Below are 14778 nucleotides of genomic sequence, written 5' to 3'. Positions count from 1 at the left end.
CGGCCGGAAGCTCCAAAGCCCGTAGGGCCGGACCGTGCACAGATCGCACGCCCACGACTGGGATGATCTTCTTGTGGGGGCTGTGATCACGACGTCGGAGCCGTCATGGATATCGCCGTACTCCGGGCTCAGTCCGAAGCGGTTCGGGAAGCTGATCACCATGCTGCGGCGCGGAGAACCGCCCCTTGCTTGCAGGGGCCGTCCGTGGAGTCTGCCGCTGGAAGACCGCGTGTTACTGGTTGCCGCGTACTGGCGGACGAATCTGACCTTGCGGCAGCTAGCTCCCCTGTTCGGGATCTCGAAGTCTGCCGCAGGTCGGATCGTGAGCCAGCTCGGGCCCTTGCTCGCGCTGTGGCCACGGAGCCGCTTCCGCAGAAACACGGTGCTGATCGTGGACGGCACCCTGGTGCCGACACGGGACCACAGCGTGGCGGAGCAGTCCAAGAACTACCGCTACTCGACCAACCACCAGGTCGTCATCGACACCGACTCACGCCCTGTCGTTTCCGTCGGCCAGCCCGTGCCCGGCAACCGCAACGACTGCAAGGCCTGGGAACTGTCCGGAGCCAACAAATCGGTCGGTAACACCACCGTGATTGCCGACGGCGGCTACCGCAGCACCGGTCTGATCATCCCGCACCGCCGAGAACCCGACCAGACCGAGCTACCGGCCTGGAAGGAGGCCCACAACACCTCCCATCGCAAGGTCCGCGCCCGAGTCGAGCACACCTTCGCCCGCATGAAGACCTGGAAAATCCTCCGCGACTGTCGCCTGAAAGGCGACGGCGTCCACCACGCCATGCTCGGCATCGCCCACCCTCCACAACCTCGCCCTGACCGGATAGCGGATCGATACCGATTGCTGATGAGGAGCACGTCGACAGCACTTGCGGGACAGCCCTTAGGGCGGTTTCAGGGCGGTGGAAAGACGTCCTCCGGATTTCCGATCGAGATGCGGAGGCACGGGTTCCTTGCGATTGGCCCGCAATGCACACCACGCACCGGCCGGGAATGTGTCGCGACCCTGAACTCCATCTTTCCTTCCGCTGTACGGAGGTATGCGGTCCGTTTATCCGGGCCAGCGGAAAACCGTGCTTGTAAGACGTGATCAGCTCTCCGTAGCCTGTGATCCGCAAGAAGCCAGTGACACCAGCCGGAACGAAGGAGAGTTCGTGAAGTCTCGTTTCCGCTTGTCGGCCGCCGCCGCGGCAGTGTCCTTGGCGGCATTCGGTGTGGTGGGGATGTCGTCCTCACCCGCGTCCGCCGCGTCCGCCACCTGTTTCGGCTACACGGGAAACGTCAACGGATACGGGTTTGACGCCGTCGCCTGGCAGTATGGGCCCCCCGAGTGCTTCGGCGTCGCACCCTCCGGAACCATTTGGCACACCTGGTCAGGTGCTGGCGGCTGGAAGGAAATGCCGGGTGACGGCAGAGCCTCGCACTTCGTCGGCTACTTCGAGAGCTCTGCCGGAAAAGCCGTCAAGGTCATAACAGAGGCCGGAAACTACTACTGCAACTACGACGACTACGCGACCAACACATGGGGCGGCTGGTACGGGACGAACACCGACCATTGCTGAATCTCGCGGCCCGGTCCTTGGTGATGTGGGTGACCACATCGCCTCGGACCGGTGCTCCAGCCTCAGATCATTCACGAACCGGGGCACCGGTTCGTGTTCGTCATCGAGTAAGCGGTGCTCTACTGCCCGCTCGGTGACGCGGACGCGATGGCTGCCCAAATGGACCACCTACTCACGGTCGGCGCGCTCCCGCCGTGTCGTTCGGCGTCATCCCGATGTCTATGCGCGAGCGCGCCCTGTGGCCGCAAGGGACGTTCGACATACACGACGACACGCTCGTGTCGTCGTGCGGTTGCTCTCTGCCGAAGCGAACGTCACCCAGCCATCTGAGATCGCTCTGTACGTGAAGGCGTTCGAGCAGTTGCGCAGGACGGCCGTGTACGGCGCAGACGCCTGCGCTCGGATCGTGGAGGCCATAGAAACCTTGCACTGTGCCCTGACTTCGCCCAACTCAGTAGTCGATCTACATCCGCCCTTCGATCGCCACTCGCGGTCGTCACCGCGTCTGTAGACCTTGCCGTTACCCGAGCCGCATCCCCGAGCCTGTCCCGGCGGCTTGGAGGTCATCTCCATTGGGATTCGCCTTCCTGACAGCGACGCTCGACATGAGTGCATATGCTCCAGCTGCCGTCCCAGCCGCCGCCGCTCCTGCGGGTGGCACCCCCCACATACCTGCCTGGAGGAACGATGGAGGAGCCGCCGTTCGGCGTGTTGTTGACGGCGGGCGGGGACCGCGGGCTCGATCTGGTTCAGGCGGTTCGGACCGTGACTCGCCTGAGCGCCTGGCGGAGCAAGCAATTGCTCGATGCCGCGCCCACCACTCTGATCGCCGAGACATGGTTCGAGGGACAGGGACTGTTTGCCCGCGGGCCGCACCCCCAGCACCGTGGACCGTGAGGTCATCGAGCCCTTGCTGCCCTGCCTCCAGGTCACCTCGGAGAATCGCTCCGCGCTCGCCCGCGCCGCGAGGGTGGAGACGGCTCGTGGCGGGGTGCGGTAGTGGGGAAGGGGAGGTGGTCCGAGTCCGCCGTAAGCGGGCTGGTGGGGCTCGGCGTTCTCCGGACGAGCGACTTCCTTACCCTGCAGGGCATGGACGTAGGACAGCCCTCGTTCCTGGAGACCGAGCCTGAACGGCGTGCTGACGCCGTAGCCGACGCCGGCCACGATGACCGGTGCGGTCAGCTTCCACTGGGCGAGTGTGTCTGGCCGATTGAGCGCGAGACGCCACTTCTCCCGGTGCACCACGTCGTCGGGAGCAGGACAGGAAGGTTCACCGGTCGGCGATCATCGGGGAAGTTGTTGCAAGGTCCAGCCGTTGCCGTCCGGGTCGGTGAAGGCAGCGTAGGACACGGTCGGCTTTCCCGGCGCGGTCATGTCCACCACTTCATCGACGTCGACCCCGCGCCCGGCCAACTCGGCTCGGGCGGCGCGGATGTCGTCCACCACCAGGTGCAGGCCCTTGACCGAACCTGGGGGAGTGCCGACCACACCGACACCGATGGCGATCGAGCAGGCCGACCCCGGCGGCGTCAGTTGGACGACGCGGAACGAATCGTCCGGGCTGAAGTCGAGGTCGACCTTGAAGCCGAGGCGATCGGCGTAGAACGCCTTGGCACGGTCGACGTCCGTGACCGGGAGTGGAACGAGTTCGAGTCGGTAGTCCACGGCGGCGGGTTCCTTCGAGTCGGGCGGTGTCCAGAACCTCATGTCAGCGCGAACCCGGTGCCGTTCGCGCGAGCGCGAGGTCGCGGCGGACACCGGCCGCGGACACCGGATCAGCTGACGCAGAGTAGACCGAGCACGCAGATCTCCGAGGGAGAACCCGCCGACGAGCCCGTGCTCGACTGCGAGGAGCTCGACTGCGAGGAGTCGGCCGAGGACTGACTCGAAGAAGAACCCGAGGACGACGTCGATCCGGCGGAGTCCGACGTCGTGTCGCCGACGGCAGGGGAGGAGGACGGCTGCGTCGCTGTCGCGGTCGCCGGGTCCGTGGACGACGTAGCGGAGTCGGCGGAGAGCGTGCTCGCCGTCGACGTCCGCGTGGTCGGTGTCGGCGTTGGGTGTCGTGCCGCGGTGGAGTGTGCCTCCGAAACGGATCGGGGCGCGGTGCCGGCAACATGCCCGTACCCGCCGTCCGTCGCGGGGGACCGGGTGTCATCGGCGGAGGACTTCCGGTGCTTGCCCGTGCCCGGCCCGGTCGACGTGATGCCGTCGGGCTGGTCCGTCGTCGGACCGACGTCCAGACTCGACAGGTCAGTAGCCGCTGTCGTCCGGCTCGTGTCGTGACCGGAGCCACGGCCCGTCGCCGCGACGGTCAGCCCGCCGCCGACGAGCGCGACGGCGGTCGCGACCAGGGCCCGACGCTGCGTCTTCTTCCAGCGCGCCTGCTGCCGGCGCCGGGCGGCTCGCCCGTCGGACAGGGGTATGGCGGCTTCGTCGACGGTGACGTCCTCGGCCTCTTCAATGCTTTCGACGTTCGTGACCGAGTCGTACGCGTCCGGTTCCGGTCGGAACGGCGCCGCCAAGGTACGTGTTGCCTGTGTGCCGTGGTCGTGTGTGATCGCCGGTTCGATGTCGGGGGCGTAGGCGCCACAACCGGGGCACACCAGGGCGCCGTTGAGGTGCCGGCGACATGAGGTGCAGTAGTCCATCAGCTGTGTTCCTGACTTCGAACGGAAGATCGAGCAGCCAGCAACGGTATCGGCGTCCCCGAAAGACTGTGTGAGCCCTGTGTGATGCTCTTGCGCGGATTCTTCGCTCACCCTGTGCCCACCGGGGCGAATCCCAGTTCAGCGGCCCGACTTCCTGGCGGTGCGAGCCGCCGTGGCCTTGGTCACGGTCAGCGTGATGAGGGTGATGAGAGCCTGTGGCGAGGCTGTTGGCCATCGCGTCGGCACACCGTTCGTCGTGCGCCTCTCACTCGTTGGCCCTAGTCGGCGGTCCCGTCGGCATGCCACACCCTTGTCGTTCCCGGGCCGGGGTGGGCGTGCTGGTCGGCCGGGAAGGAGGCGTGGGTGAGGTTTTCGGAGATCTGCCAGATGCGTTGGGCGTCGTTCTCGCTGCGGAGCCGGGAGTAGACGGGTTGTTCGGCCGGGGCGCCGGACAGGTGTCCGAGCCCGTTGGGGCCGTAGAGGCGTGCGCCGTGTGCGTGTGGCGAGGTGGCTGCGAACAGGGCGGGAAGCAGCGCGGTCTCGACGGTTCCGGTGAGGATGCCGCGGCGGGACAGGGCCCGGATGAGGCGCACGCCGGCGGTGTCTCGTGCCCGGCCGACCTCGGGGCGTGCGGCCAGGAGACTGGTGGGGGCAACGCCGGGATGGGCGAGGTTACTGGTGATCCCCCAGCCTCCGGATCGGCTGCGCCGGTCCAGTTCCAGTCCGAACAGGCCAAGCGCGATCTTGGACTGGCTGTACGCGCGGCTGCCGTGGTAGGAGCGTTCCCAGTTCAGGTCGTCCCAGTTGATGGCGTTCGCGTTCGCGCTGATGCTGAGCTGTGAGGTCACGCGTGCGCGGCCGGCGCGGAGCAGGGGCAGCAGGTGGGCTACGAGAGCGAAGTGACCGAGGTAGTTGCTGCCGAACTGCAGCTCGAACCCGTCGGCGGTGGTCTGCCGCTCCGGCGGAGTCATCACCCCGGCGTTGTTGATGAGAATGTGAATCGGGCGCTTCTCACCGCGCAGGATGGCGCCCAGCGCGGCGACCGAGTCCAGCGACGACAGATCGAGGTCCCTCAGGGACAGGTCCGCTTCCGGGTGCTGCTGCTTGATCTTCGCGATCGCCGCCGTGCCCTTGCGGGGGTTGCGGACGGGCATGACGACCTCGGCGCCGGCGGCGGCGAGACGGGCCGCCAGGCCGAGGCCGACCCCGTCACTGGCGCCGGTGACGACGGCGAGTTTCCCGGAAAGACCGGCAACGGTGATGTCCGGCTGTGTGCGTGCCATGTACTGCTCCTGGTCTGCGTGGATCAGTGGATCTGATCTCAGGTTGCTCCTGGTCCGTGGGGATATCCACGGCCTCTCGATCCCAGGAAGACGGGCCTGGCCGGGTGCGGCCCGAAGGGGGGATCAACAGGCCGAGGCTGCTGTCCGGCGTTGGTGGCAGGCTGGAACAGCACCGGAAGCAGAGGGGAAGCCGTAGTGATCGATCGAACCGGACTCGCCGAGTTCCTGCGCCACCGTCGAGGGTCGCTCCAGCCTGAGGACGTCGGTCTCCCGCGCGGGCAACGGCGCAGAACCGCGGGTCTGCGGCGTGAAGAGGTTGCCGCGCTGTGCCACATCTCCGCCGACTACTACAGCCGGCTTGAGCGGGAGCGCGGACCGCATCCGTCCGAGCAGATGATCGCCTCGATCGCGCAGGGACTGCGGCTGTCCCTCGACGAACGGGACCATCTGTTCCGCCTCGCTGGGCACCACCCACCCGCCAGAGGTCCGATCAGCGAACACATCAGTCCCGGCCTGCTCCGCATCTTCGACCGGCTCACCGACACGCCCGCCGAGATCGTCACGGAACTCGGCGAGACACTGCGGCAGAGCCCGCTCGGCGTCGCACTCACCGGCGACACCACCAGGTACACCGGCCCGGCCCGGAGTATCGGCTACCGGTGGTTCACCGACCCGGCCACCCGGGCTCTGTACCATCCCGACGACCACGCTTACCACTCCCGCGTCTTCGCCGCCGGACTGCGCGAGATGGTCACACGCCGCGGACCCGGCTCACGGGCCGCTCAGCTCATGGATCTGCTGCTCGCCCGCAGCGAAGAATTCCGCACCGTGTGGGGAGAACACGAGATCGGCATCCACTACAACGGCGCCAAACGTTACGTGCACCCCGAGGTCGGCGTCTTGGAACTGAACTGCCAGACGCTTCTCGATCCCGAGCAGTCACACGTCCTTCTCGTCTACACCGCGGTCCCCGGCAGCGAAAGCCACGAAAAACTCCAGCTCCTGTCCGTCATCGGACCCCAGCACATGGTCCCGCGGACATCCTCGGACGCGGGGCTTCGGGAGCACGACTGAAGCCTTCGCCGTCCGGCCGCTTGTTGAGGTTGGTCAGCTCTCGCACCTGTGGCCCGTTGGCTCGCATGGACAGGAACGAGTACGGAATGCCCGCCGGCTCCCCCTGCCGCCGGATGCGGCAACTCGGCAGGGCCATGGCGATACGCAGCGGCGACGGGGCGCCGATCGGGTGGGTGAAGGCCGATCTGCCGAGTGAGGACGGGATCCGGCGGGGCCACTGCTGCCGATCGCTGGGTAGCCTGGCTTCAGCACCGTCGGCGACTTGGGGTTGTTCTGGCCGTGGCGTTGTTGGTGTTCAGGCTCGAAGGCACTGATGGAGGGTGGGGGCCTGCTGGTGTGAGAACAGTCCGGCGACGGCTTAGACGATGCCGCTCGTGTGCTCGCGTCGGTCAACGTGTCGGGTCAGAGCACGCCAGTTTTTGAGGTGCGCGATGCAGTGCTCAACGCGGGTCCGCGCGAGGAGTGCGCCGTGCGTGGAGTTTGTGCCGTTCCTCGTACCGGGCGGGAGCGTCTTTCTTGAACGTGCGATGTGGTGGTGTCACCACCCGTCCGCCGGTCCGCGCTTCCATGCACCGGTAACCGGCATCCTCGACAGGGGCGGGGGATCGATTTCTGCCGCGGGCCGGTGGCGGCCGGCCGCGCGGCTCCCCGCGCCTTTTCCGGGGCGGCGCGTCGTCCGTGGATTACTCCCCAGGGAGTAATCCACACCCGCCGCCACCCCCGGCAGTACGCGTCACCTCGCCCTCCCGCCCGACGAAAGCCGTGGTTGTCACCGGAAGTCTGGGGACCGAAGCAGAAGTCATCCGGAGGGAGATCGGTCAATGAGGGCCGGAGAGACAACCACGACGAGGACGGGGCGCGCGCGAGCCGTTCCATGGGCGATGCTCGGGCTGTGGATTGCCGTGATCACGCTCGTCGGGCCGTTCGCCGCGAAGCTCGGCAGCGTGCAGCACGACAAGGTCACCGACTACCTGCCGGCGAGCGCCGACTCGACGCAGGTGGCGAAGATCGAGGACAGGTTGCCCGGGGGTGAGACCACCGAGATGGTGCTCGTCTACCACCGGGAGGGCGGGCTCACCCTCGCCGACCGGAAGACCGCGGCCAGGCAGGTCGCGGAGATCAGCCGGCAGCACAAGCTGATCGGCGGTACCCCCAAGGGGATTCCGTCCAAGGACGGCACGACCCTGATGTACCCGGTCGCCAGCAACGAGCCCGGGGCGGACGAGGTGAAGCAGGACAAGCTCGTCACCGACGTTCGCGAAGTCGCCCAGGACGAGGGCGGGTTGAACGTCGATGTAGGCGGCACCGGCGCGCTGGGCACCGACTCCGGCGCGGTCTACGACTCGCTCGGCGGACCGCTGCTCTACACGACCGTCGCCGTCGTCGCCGTACTGCTGATCCTGATCTATCGCAGCCCCGTGCTGTGGCTCGTGCCCCTTGTCGTCGCCGGGATCGCCGACTTCATGTCGATGGGTGTCGCCTACGGCCTCAACCAGGCCTTCGGCACGACCGTCTCGGGGCAGAGTTCGGGGGTGATGACGATCCTCGTGTTCGGGGCGGGCACGGACTACGCGCTGCTGCTCGTCTCGCGCTACCGGGAGGAGTTGCGACGCTTCGAGCGACCGTACGACGCCATGGTCGCCGCCCTGCGCGGCTGCGGGCCCGCCGTGCTCGCCTCCTCCGGCACCGTCGCCGTCGGACTGCTGTGCCTGCTCGCCGCCGACCTCAACAGCAGCAAGGGCATGGGCCCGCTCGGCGCCGTCGGCGTGCTCTGCGGACTGATCGCGATGATGACCCTGCTCCCCGCCATCCTCATCGTGCTCGGACGGCGCGTGTTCTGGCCGCTCGTGCCCGCCTTCGGCAGCACGCCCAAGGGTCGACGCAGCCTGTTCTCGGTGATGGGCAGCTCCGCCCAACGCAGGCCGCTGACCGTACTCGCGAGCGGTGCCGTACTGCTCGGTGCCCTCGCCCTCGGTTCGTTCAACCTGCCGGGACCGCTCAAGCAGGAGGACTCCTTCGTCAAGAAGCCGGAATCCGTCGTCGCGATGGAGACCCTCGCCAAGGCCTATCCCGACAGCGGCAGCCGGCCCATCGACGTGATCACCCCGCAGGGCCGCGCCGACGAGACCCTCGCGACCGTCCGCGGCACCCCGGGCGTCGGCAGCGCGGAGAAGGGGCGTACGGGAGACGGCTGGACCGAAATCTCCGTCTTCGCCAGGAGCGCACCCCAGTCCGCGGGGGAGAGCGCCACCATCAAGTCCCTGCGGGACAAACTGAAGGGCTCCTACGTCGGCGGGGACAGCGCCCAGCAGATCGACCTGGAGGACACCAACGCCCGGGACACGAAGATCGTCGTACCACTCGTCCTCGTCTCCGTGATGCTCATCCTGATCGTGCTGCTGCGGAGCCTCGTCGCACCGCTGCTCTTGGTGGTCGCGGTCGTCGCGGTGTGGGGCGCCTCCCTTGGGATCGGCGGACTGGTCTTCGAGCCCCTCCTCGGTCTCAAAGGCACCGATCCGGGTCTTGGACTGCTGTCCTTCGTGTTCCTCGTCGCCCTCGGTGTCGACTACGGCATCTTCCTCATGCACCGGATGAGGGAGGAGTCCTTGGCAGGAGCGGAACCCACCACGGCGGCTCTCACCGCACTGCGCACCACCGGCGGCGTCATCGCCTCCGCCGGGCTGGTCCTCGCCGCGACCTTCGCCGTGCTGACGAACATGGGCCTGGTGCAACTGGTCCAGCTCGGCTTCGTGATCGCCGTCGGCGTCCTGCTCGACACCTTCCTCGTACGGACGTACCTGGTGACCAGCGCCAGCGTCGCCCTGCGCCGGAAGCTGTGGTGGCCGGGCGTGCTGTCACGGGAGCCCGACCCGGCCGAACGGACCGGACCGGCCGGACCGACCGAGCCGCCACGGCAGACGGAAACCGTCGGCGCACCCTGATCACGCCGATCGAGCACCTTGATCCGGCGGGCCCGCCCGGGTGCCCCTCCTACCGGAGGCGCACCCGGGTTCCCGCACGACTACCGGAAGATGGAGCCGTGGAAGAACGGGGAACGACCACAGGGATACGCGAGCGGCCGACGGCAGAGAAAGCGGCCGGCGGCGGGCAGTCCCGTCACGTCGCGCGCATCATGTCCGCCATCAACCGCGAACCGCTGACCGCACCGCACCGCACCCGCAACGACGCGATCCTCGCGCTGGGCGTCGCCGTCCTCGCCGTGGCCATCGCCCTGATGGGCGGCGAAGGGATCCCGCCCGGCCGTCTCGGCTGGACGCTGCTGCTCGCCGGGCACGTGCCCCTCGTATGGCGGCGCCACCGTCCGATGGTGACCCTCCTCGGGGTGGTGACCTGCGTTGCTCCGTACTACTCCCTCGACTACAACCCTGCCCTGCCCGCCCCCGCGCTCGTCCTGGCGCTGTACACCGTCGCGGCGACCGGCGCCGTACGCCGCACGCTCCTCACGGGTGTCGCCGTCGTCGTCTCGACAGCGATCGGCAACGGCGTCACCAACTCGATGGGGGCGCTGGAGTCCCTGGAGATCTCCGGCTGGATCGTCGCGGTCCTGTTCATCGGTATCGACGTCCGCTACTACCGCTGGTACGTGGCCTCCATCGTCGAACGGGCGGACCGGGCGGAACGCACCCGGGAGGAGGAGGCCAGGTATCGGGTTGCCGAGGAACGGCTGCGGATCGCCCGTGACCTGCACGACCTGCTCGCCCACAGCATCACCCTCATCGGCGTGCAGACGTCCGTGGCGGCCCACATCCTCACCGCCGACCCCGATCGCCTCGACCGCGGGGCCGTCGCCCAGGCACTGGACGACATCGCGGGGACCTGCCGGACCGCCAGGGGGGAACTGCGTACGACGCTGGAGGTGCTGCGGGCGCATGACACGGCCGTGGGGGCCGGTGCCGTGTCCGGCTATGTTTCCGGGACCGAGGACATGCGGGGGCCACTGCCCGGGATCGACGGACTGGCCGCTCTCGCGGAGACCGGCCGGGTCGCCGGTGCCAAGGTCGAACTGTCCGTCCGCGCGGACGGCATCCCGCCGCCCGTCGGCGCCGCCGCGTACCGGATCGTGCAGGAGGCGCTCACCAACGCCGTACGACACGGTGGCCGCGAGGACCTCACCGTGCGGGTGGGTCTATGGACCGCCGACGGGGCACTGCGGGTGAGTGTCAGGGACGACGGGAGGGGCGGGGACGCCGGCTCGGGCGGCGGGATGGGCCCGCCTGACGGCAGGCCGGGGTTCGGGCTCGTCGGAATGCGGGAGAGGGCCCGTAGCGTGGGCGGCACACTGGACGCCGGTCCGAGGCCCACCGAGGGCTTCGAGGTGACCGCCACACTGCCGCTGTCCCGGGAGGACGAGGTCCGATGACCATCCGCGTACTGCTGGCCGACGACCAGAACCTCGTACGGGCCTCCTTCGCGATGCTCGTCTCGTCGGCCGGGGACATGGAGGTCGTCGCCGAGGCGGGCACCGGGCGGGAGGCCGTGGCACTGGCCCGGTCGGCGCGGGCCGATCTCATCGTGATGGACATCCGCATGCCCGACCTCGACGGGATCGAGGCGACCCGGCTCATCGCCGCCGACGAGGATCTCGCGGGAGTGAAGGTGCTCGTCCTGACGACGTACGAGACCGATGAGCACATCGTCGAGGCACTGCGGGCCGGGGCGTCCGGCTTCCTCGTGAAGGACATCAGGCCGGCCGAACTCCTCGACGCCATCCGGACGGTGGCCGCGGGGGAGTCCCTCCTCTCGCCCGGTCCCACCTCGCGGCTGATCGCCCGCTTCCTGCGTGCGCCGAACGCCACGACGACATCCGCGGTGGGCGGGCCGAGCGGGCTGTCCGCACGGGAACGGCAGGTGCTCGCGCTGGTTGCACGCGGTCTCAACAACCCTGAGATCGCCGACGCGTTGGGACTCAGCCCGCTCACCGTAAAGACCCATGTCAGCCGGATCATGGGCAAGTTGGGGGCACGGGACAGGGCACAACTGGTGATTGTGGCGTACGAGTCGGGGCTGGTGATACCTGGAACTGTCTGAGTTCGAGACATCGTGATTCTGCTCGCCGTGCTGTCGTTTGCCGCTCGGCACCGTGCCGCTCACGAAGCTCCGACTCGCGCCGGGCGAGCCACAGATTGGCCGACTCTTCGATCAAGTCGCCGAGCCGTGCACGCGAGACGCCGCAGAAGGCAGGATGGGTCAAGGCCGCACGGGCCCACTTCTTGGTCACACTCGAAGAACCCGTGCGGCCACTGCCACGTCACGGCTGCCCGCCGATGATCAATGGGTGTGGATTTTCTGCGGGAACTGTCCGAGCTGGGAACTTCCCTGCAGAAGAGCAGACGCAGCCGGCGAAGCATCGGCCCGAGCGTCAGGGCCTCAGCAGTCCGCCCACCCACCAGTCGTGCGGCTTGCCATCGTTGGCGATGCTGCGATTGCGCAGTGGGGTGGGGTCTCACCCGGGTTGGGACGCCTCAGAACTCGAGGGCGTGCGAGTAGTCCTTGTGATCCTCGCTCAGCGAGATGACGTTGGAATCCTGGGTCAGCGAGAAGTCCCCGTCGTTGAAGTTGAGGAGGACGTTGTAGCGGAACCGCCAGGTGTCGTCGCCGACGGGGTCGACGTGGAACGTCAGCCGGCCGCCCTGGAGCTGGTCCCAGGTGACGGTCGGCCGCACGAGCAGCGGTATAGGGTGCTCGGAGCCGTCGGTGAACTCACCGAAGTCGCCGACGGCCGTCGCGGCGGTCCTGCCGCTGGCGGTCAGCACCTTGATGGTCAGGGTTGTGTCATGGTCCTTGTTCTCGTCCGTTGTGTCGAACGTGGCTGTGCCGTTGACGATGGTCGCACCGGTGTCCGCCGGGCTGGCGGTGCTGGCACTGGCCACGCCGGCATAGCCGAACAGCAAGCTGGTAGCTGCCGTGCACCCGGCGACGGTGCGTCCGAGTCGTTTTCCCTTCATGGCAATCTCCTCTGTCCGGGCCCGTCAACTATGGGGCCCCGCGGCTCGTCGTAGGAGGTCTGACCACATGGAAAGACCTCCGGCCAAGACTGTGCCGTGCAACCAGGTGGGCTGTCGCATGTCGTGCCGCTCAGCGGACCAAGCCTGGTTGGCAGGTCGGGCCAAATCGTCCACGTGAGGTCCTGGTACTGCCACCCGGTCAGCGATGTCGTGAGGCTGTCTCGACGGCGCTGCTTGGAGACTGGATGGCCCCGCTGTTTCACACGGGCTATCTGCCGAACACCGCTCTCGGCGCGCTGAAAGCCGAGGACCGTACCGTGCGTCGGCAGTTGGTGCCGCTGTGGAAGCGGCGCACCCGGCACGGCCGCGTACTGTCCCTGGACGCCGGCCTGGGCGACGGACTGTCGCTGTACGACCTGCGTCGGCACGACCTGGACCAAGGCAGCCGCCGTGACCGGAACCGCCGACCCGGAAGCCTTCGGTGAAGGCGTCCGCCGCAAGGCCAAGCGCCTGGCTACCGAGCAGGGCCGCCAGGTAGCCCAAAAGCAGGTGGGTATTTCTCAAGAATCTTTGCCGGTACGGCTGGAGCCCGGGACCGAGAGGTGAAGCCCCTCGTGTCGAAGGAGTCCACTCAACATGATCGCTCTCCTCCTTGTGGCCCTGCTGGTCCTTGCGCTTATCGCCTGGCGAGCCATGGACAAGGCCGCAGAAGCCGATGTCATCGGCATCATCAGGTGTGCTCTCGCGGCGATTGTGACCCTCGTTCCCACCTACGTAGCCATGCGTGCCATCCCGCCCGAGGCCGTTCCTGAGGTGCTCCAGGCGGCACTCAGGGCTTTCAAGTCGGCATGACGCAGTCCCCTGCCGGGGAGCCGTGACCTGACCGCTACTCCGCCGGCCAGATCCACGAGCCCTTGCCCGTCGATGACGAGGCGATACCCGTACTCGGCCGCGAAGACCTCGTCGCAACACTGCGGAAGCGGCTGGTCTACTCACACGGTGGCACCTTCTTGGTCAGCGGTTTCCGGGGCGTTGGCAAATCGACGCTCGTACTTCAGGCGCTCTCAGCCGTTGCGTCTCACTACCAACAGACCAGCATGCAGAGGTTGTTGACGGTGCACTTGAACATCGCACGGAAGATGGAAGGCGGCCAACTGCTCTTCGCTGTCGTCCGGCGCATCTTCGAGACGCTCGACGACAAGGCTTGCTCAGGCAACTGCCGGACGATGTCCAGGAAGCCTTGCTACTCGCATACACCGCACGTCGCCGTCCTTCAAGCAGATTCATTCGGAGGGCAACGAGCAGGGCGGAACCATGGGATTCGGCATGCAGAGAGGGCCTCTTGCCGCCGTGTCACCCGCGCTGAGCCTGACGGGCGGCCGGACGAGCGCGCGCTCGACGGAGGCCACGTTCCTGGACTACTCCGAGATGGATGTCGAACAGGACCTCATTCGGATCATTCAGCTTCTCGGTGGCATTCAGGGACCTGCCGCAAGGCGGCGACGCCGCTTTCGCCGAGAGCGGCGTCGGCTGTTGGTGCACCCGGTGATCGTGCTCGATGAGGTCGACAAACTGACCGACAACTCCGACGAAGCGCTCGGTCACCTTGAGAACTTGCTCGGCACACTGAAGAACGTACTGACCACCCGTGGCGCCTACTTCATCCCGGTTGCCGGACCCGACCTGCACGACCAAGCGCTGAGGGACGCAGACCGAGGCAACGGTGTGTACGAGAGCGTTTTCAGCTGGCGGATGTACGTGCGATGTCTGTGGGCGGGGCCGGAGAGGCTCGTGCGGGGACTCGTCGACTACGGTCGCGCGGAAACCGTTCCCGCCCCCGCAATGCGGAGCGTGCAGCCAGGGAGGTCTGTGACGTGGCGACCGGATGGGTTGAGACGTGCGGTTGCTGAAAATCTCGGTGATCCGGTCCCGCGCAAGGTGATGCTGGATGCGGAAGTCGGCGATGGATGGGGAACGGGATCAGCTCGCCTGGCGGTAGCGGTCGATGATCGCGGTTCGCAGCGCCGGGGCTGACGCACCGAGTGCTGACAGTACGGAGGGCACCCGCCCGCTTTTCATGGCGATGAGGCCGAGTGCGAGGTGCTCGGGGCCTACGTCGGTCTCGTGCCGGGCCTGTGCCTCGTGGACGGTGTTGGACAGGCTCTCCTTGGCGTGCGCGGTGAAGGGGGATGTGCCCGGTGGGGCGGCGGTATCCGCGAGGTTC

At 67.6% G+C, this 14778-nt stretch carries 14 protein-coding genes and 4 pseudogenes; 11 read left to right on the top strand and 7 right to left on the bottom strand.

Going from position 1 to position 14778, the window contains the following annotated elements; translation table 11 throughout:
* Positions 1 to 73 precede the first annotated feature (73 nt).
* The 4 genes and pseudogenes from ACIRB1_RS33455 to ACIRB1_RS33440 all read left to right on the top strand — a co-directional run bounded on the left by ACIRB1_RS33455 (position 74) and on the right by ACIRB1_RS33440 (position 2477).
* Positions 74 to 845: pseudogene (locus tag ACIRB1_RS33455) on the top strand (transposase).
* 327 nt (positions 846 to 1172) lie between these two features.
* Positions 1173 to 1580: a hypothetical protein gene (locus ACIRB1_RS33450; protein WP_403468028.1), complete on the top strand. Its 408-nt coding sequence runs from the start codon at positions 1173 to 1175 to the stop codon at positions 1578 to 1580.
* A gap of 63 nt (positions 1581 to 1643) precedes the next feature.
* Positions 1644 to 2007: pseudogene (locus ACIRB1_RS33445) on the top strand (Scr1 family TA system antitoxin-like transcriptional regulator); the annotation flags it as partial.
* Between the two features lie 260 nt (positions 2008 to 2267).
* Complete coding sequence (locus tag ACIRB1_RS33440) at positions 2268 to 2477, top strand: hypothetical protein (RefSeq protein WP_403468027.1); 210 nt, start codon at positions 2268 to 2270, stop codon at positions 2475 to 2477.
* 21 nt (positions 2478 to 2498) lie between these two features.
* Here the strand turns inward: ACIRB1_RS33440 and ACIRB1_RS33435 are convergent.
* From ACIRB1_RS33435 to ACIRB1_RS33420, 4 genes and pseudogenes are all read right to left on the bottom strand, one after another.
* Positions 2499 to 2825 (bottom strand): annotated as a pseudogene (locus ACIRB1_RS33435) (transposase); the annotation flags it as partial.
* A 39-nt stretch (positions 2826 to 2864) separates the two neighbouring features.
* Positions 2865 to 3287, bottom strand: coding sequence for a VOC family protein (locus tag ACIRB1_RS33430; protein ID WP_403468026.1), 423 nt, complete (start codon positions 3285 to 3287; stop codon positions 2865 to 2867).
* A 68-nt stretch (positions 3288 to 3355) separates the two neighbouring features.
* Positions 3356 to 4231, bottom strand: a complete 876-nt coding sequence (locus ACIRB1_RS33425) for a hypothetical protein (RefSeq protein ID WP_403468025.1) — start codon at positions 4229 to 4231, stop codon at positions 3356 to 3358.
* A gap of 278 nt (positions 4232 to 4509) precedes the next feature.
* Positions 4510 to 5514 (bottom strand): SDR family oxidoreductase, encoded by a 1005-nt coding sequence (locus ACIRB1_RS33420; RefSeq protein ID WP_403468024.1) that lies wholly within the window; start codon positions 5512 to 5514, stop codon positions 4510 to 4512.
* 195 nt (positions 5515 to 5709) lie between these two features.
* On the opposite strand from ACIRB1_RS33420, the gene ACIRB1_RS33415 reads away from it, so the two are divergent.
* The 4 genes from ACIRB1_RS33415 (at position 5710) to ACIRB1_RS33400 (ending at position 11637) form a co-directional block, all read left to right on the top strand.
* The gene (locus ACIRB1_RS33415; protein ID WP_403468023.1) at positions 5710 to 6588 is read left to right on the top strand and encodes a helix-turn-helix transcriptional regulator; all 879 of its coding nucleotides are present in this window, start codon (positions 5710 to 5712) and stop codon (positions 6586 to 6588) included.
* An 821-nt stretch (positions 6589 to 7409) separates the two neighbouring features.
* On the top strand, positions 7410 to 9530 hold the full coding sequence (locus tag ACIRB1_RS33410) for an MMPL family transporter (protein WP_403468022.1): 2121 nt from the start codon (positions 7410 to 7412) through the stop codon (positions 9528 to 9530).
* A gap of 191 nt (positions 9531 to 9721) precedes the next feature.
* A complete protein-coding gene (locus ACIRB1_RS33405) occupies positions 9722 to 10969 on the top strand; it encodes a sensor histidine kinase (protein ID WP_403468021.1) in 1248 nt (415 codons plus the stop codon).
* Positions 10966 to 11637, top strand: a complete 672-nt coding sequence (locus ACIRB1_RS33400; RefSeq protein WP_403468020.1) for a response regulator — start codon at positions 10966 to 10968, stop codon at positions 11635 to 11637. Before ACIRB1_RS33405 ends, ACIRB1_RS33400 begins: the two co-directional genes overlap by 4 nt.
* 331 nt (positions 11638 to 11968) lie before the next feature.
* Here the strand turns inward: ACIRB1_RS33400 and ACIRB1_RS33395 are convergent.
* Positions 11969 to 12040: pseudogene (locus ACIRB1_RS33395) on the bottom strand (GNAT family N-acetyltransferase); the annotation flags it as partial.
* Between the two features lie 31 nt (positions 12041 to 12071).
* A complete protein-coding gene (locus tag ACIRB1_RS33390) occupies positions 12072 to 12554 on the bottom strand; it encodes a hypothetical protein (protein ID WP_403468019.1) in 483 nt (160 codons plus the stop codon).
* 245 nt (positions 12555 to 12799) lie between these two features.
* Here ACIRB1_RS33390 and ACIRB1_RS33385 point away from each other — a divergent pair, with 245 nt between their 5' ends.
* The 3 genes from ACIRB1_RS33385 (at position 12800) to ACIRB1_RS33375 (ending at position 14588) form a co-directional block, all read left to right on the top strand.
* Positions 12800 to 13039 (top strand): hypothetical protein, encoded by a 240-nt coding sequence (locus tag ACIRB1_RS33385; RefSeq protein WP_403468018.1) that lies wholly within the window; start codon positions 12800 to 12802, stop codon positions 13037 to 13039.
* 151 nt (positions 13040 to 13190) lie between these two features.
* Positions 13191 to 13406 carry a hypothetical protein gene (locus tag ACIRB1_RS33380; protein ID WP_403468017.1) on the top strand — a complete coding sequence of 72 codons (216 nt, stop codon included), beginning with the start codon at positions 13191 to 13193 and terminating at the stop codon, positions 13404 to 13406.
* Positions 13407 to 13868: 462 nt separating this feature from the next.
* Positions 13869 to 14588: a hypothetical protein gene (locus tag ACIRB1_RS33375; RefSeq protein ID WP_403468016.1), complete on the top strand. Its 720-nt coding sequence runs from the start codon at positions 13869 to 13871 to the stop codon at positions 14586 to 14588.
* On the opposite strand, the gene ACIRB1_RS33370 is transcribed toward ACIRB1_RS33375, so the two are convergent.
* Entirely contained in the window at positions 14535 to 14714 is a 180-nt protein-coding gene (locus ACIRB1_RS33370; protein WP_403468189.1) for a Clp protease N-terminal domain-containing protein, read from the bottom strand. The genes ACIRB1_RS33375 and ACIRB1_RS33370 overlap by 54 nt on opposite strands.
* Between the last annotated feature and the right edge of the window lie 64 nt (positions 14715 to 14778).

It is taken from the genome of Streptomyces sp. NPDC096013 (assembly GCF_044763565.1).
Lineage (GTDB): Bacteria > Actinomycetota > Actinomycetes > Streptomycetales > Streptomycetaceae > Streptomyces.
Note: the sequence above shows the minus strand (reverse complement) of the source record. Positions and strands in the feature narration are given on the sequence as shown.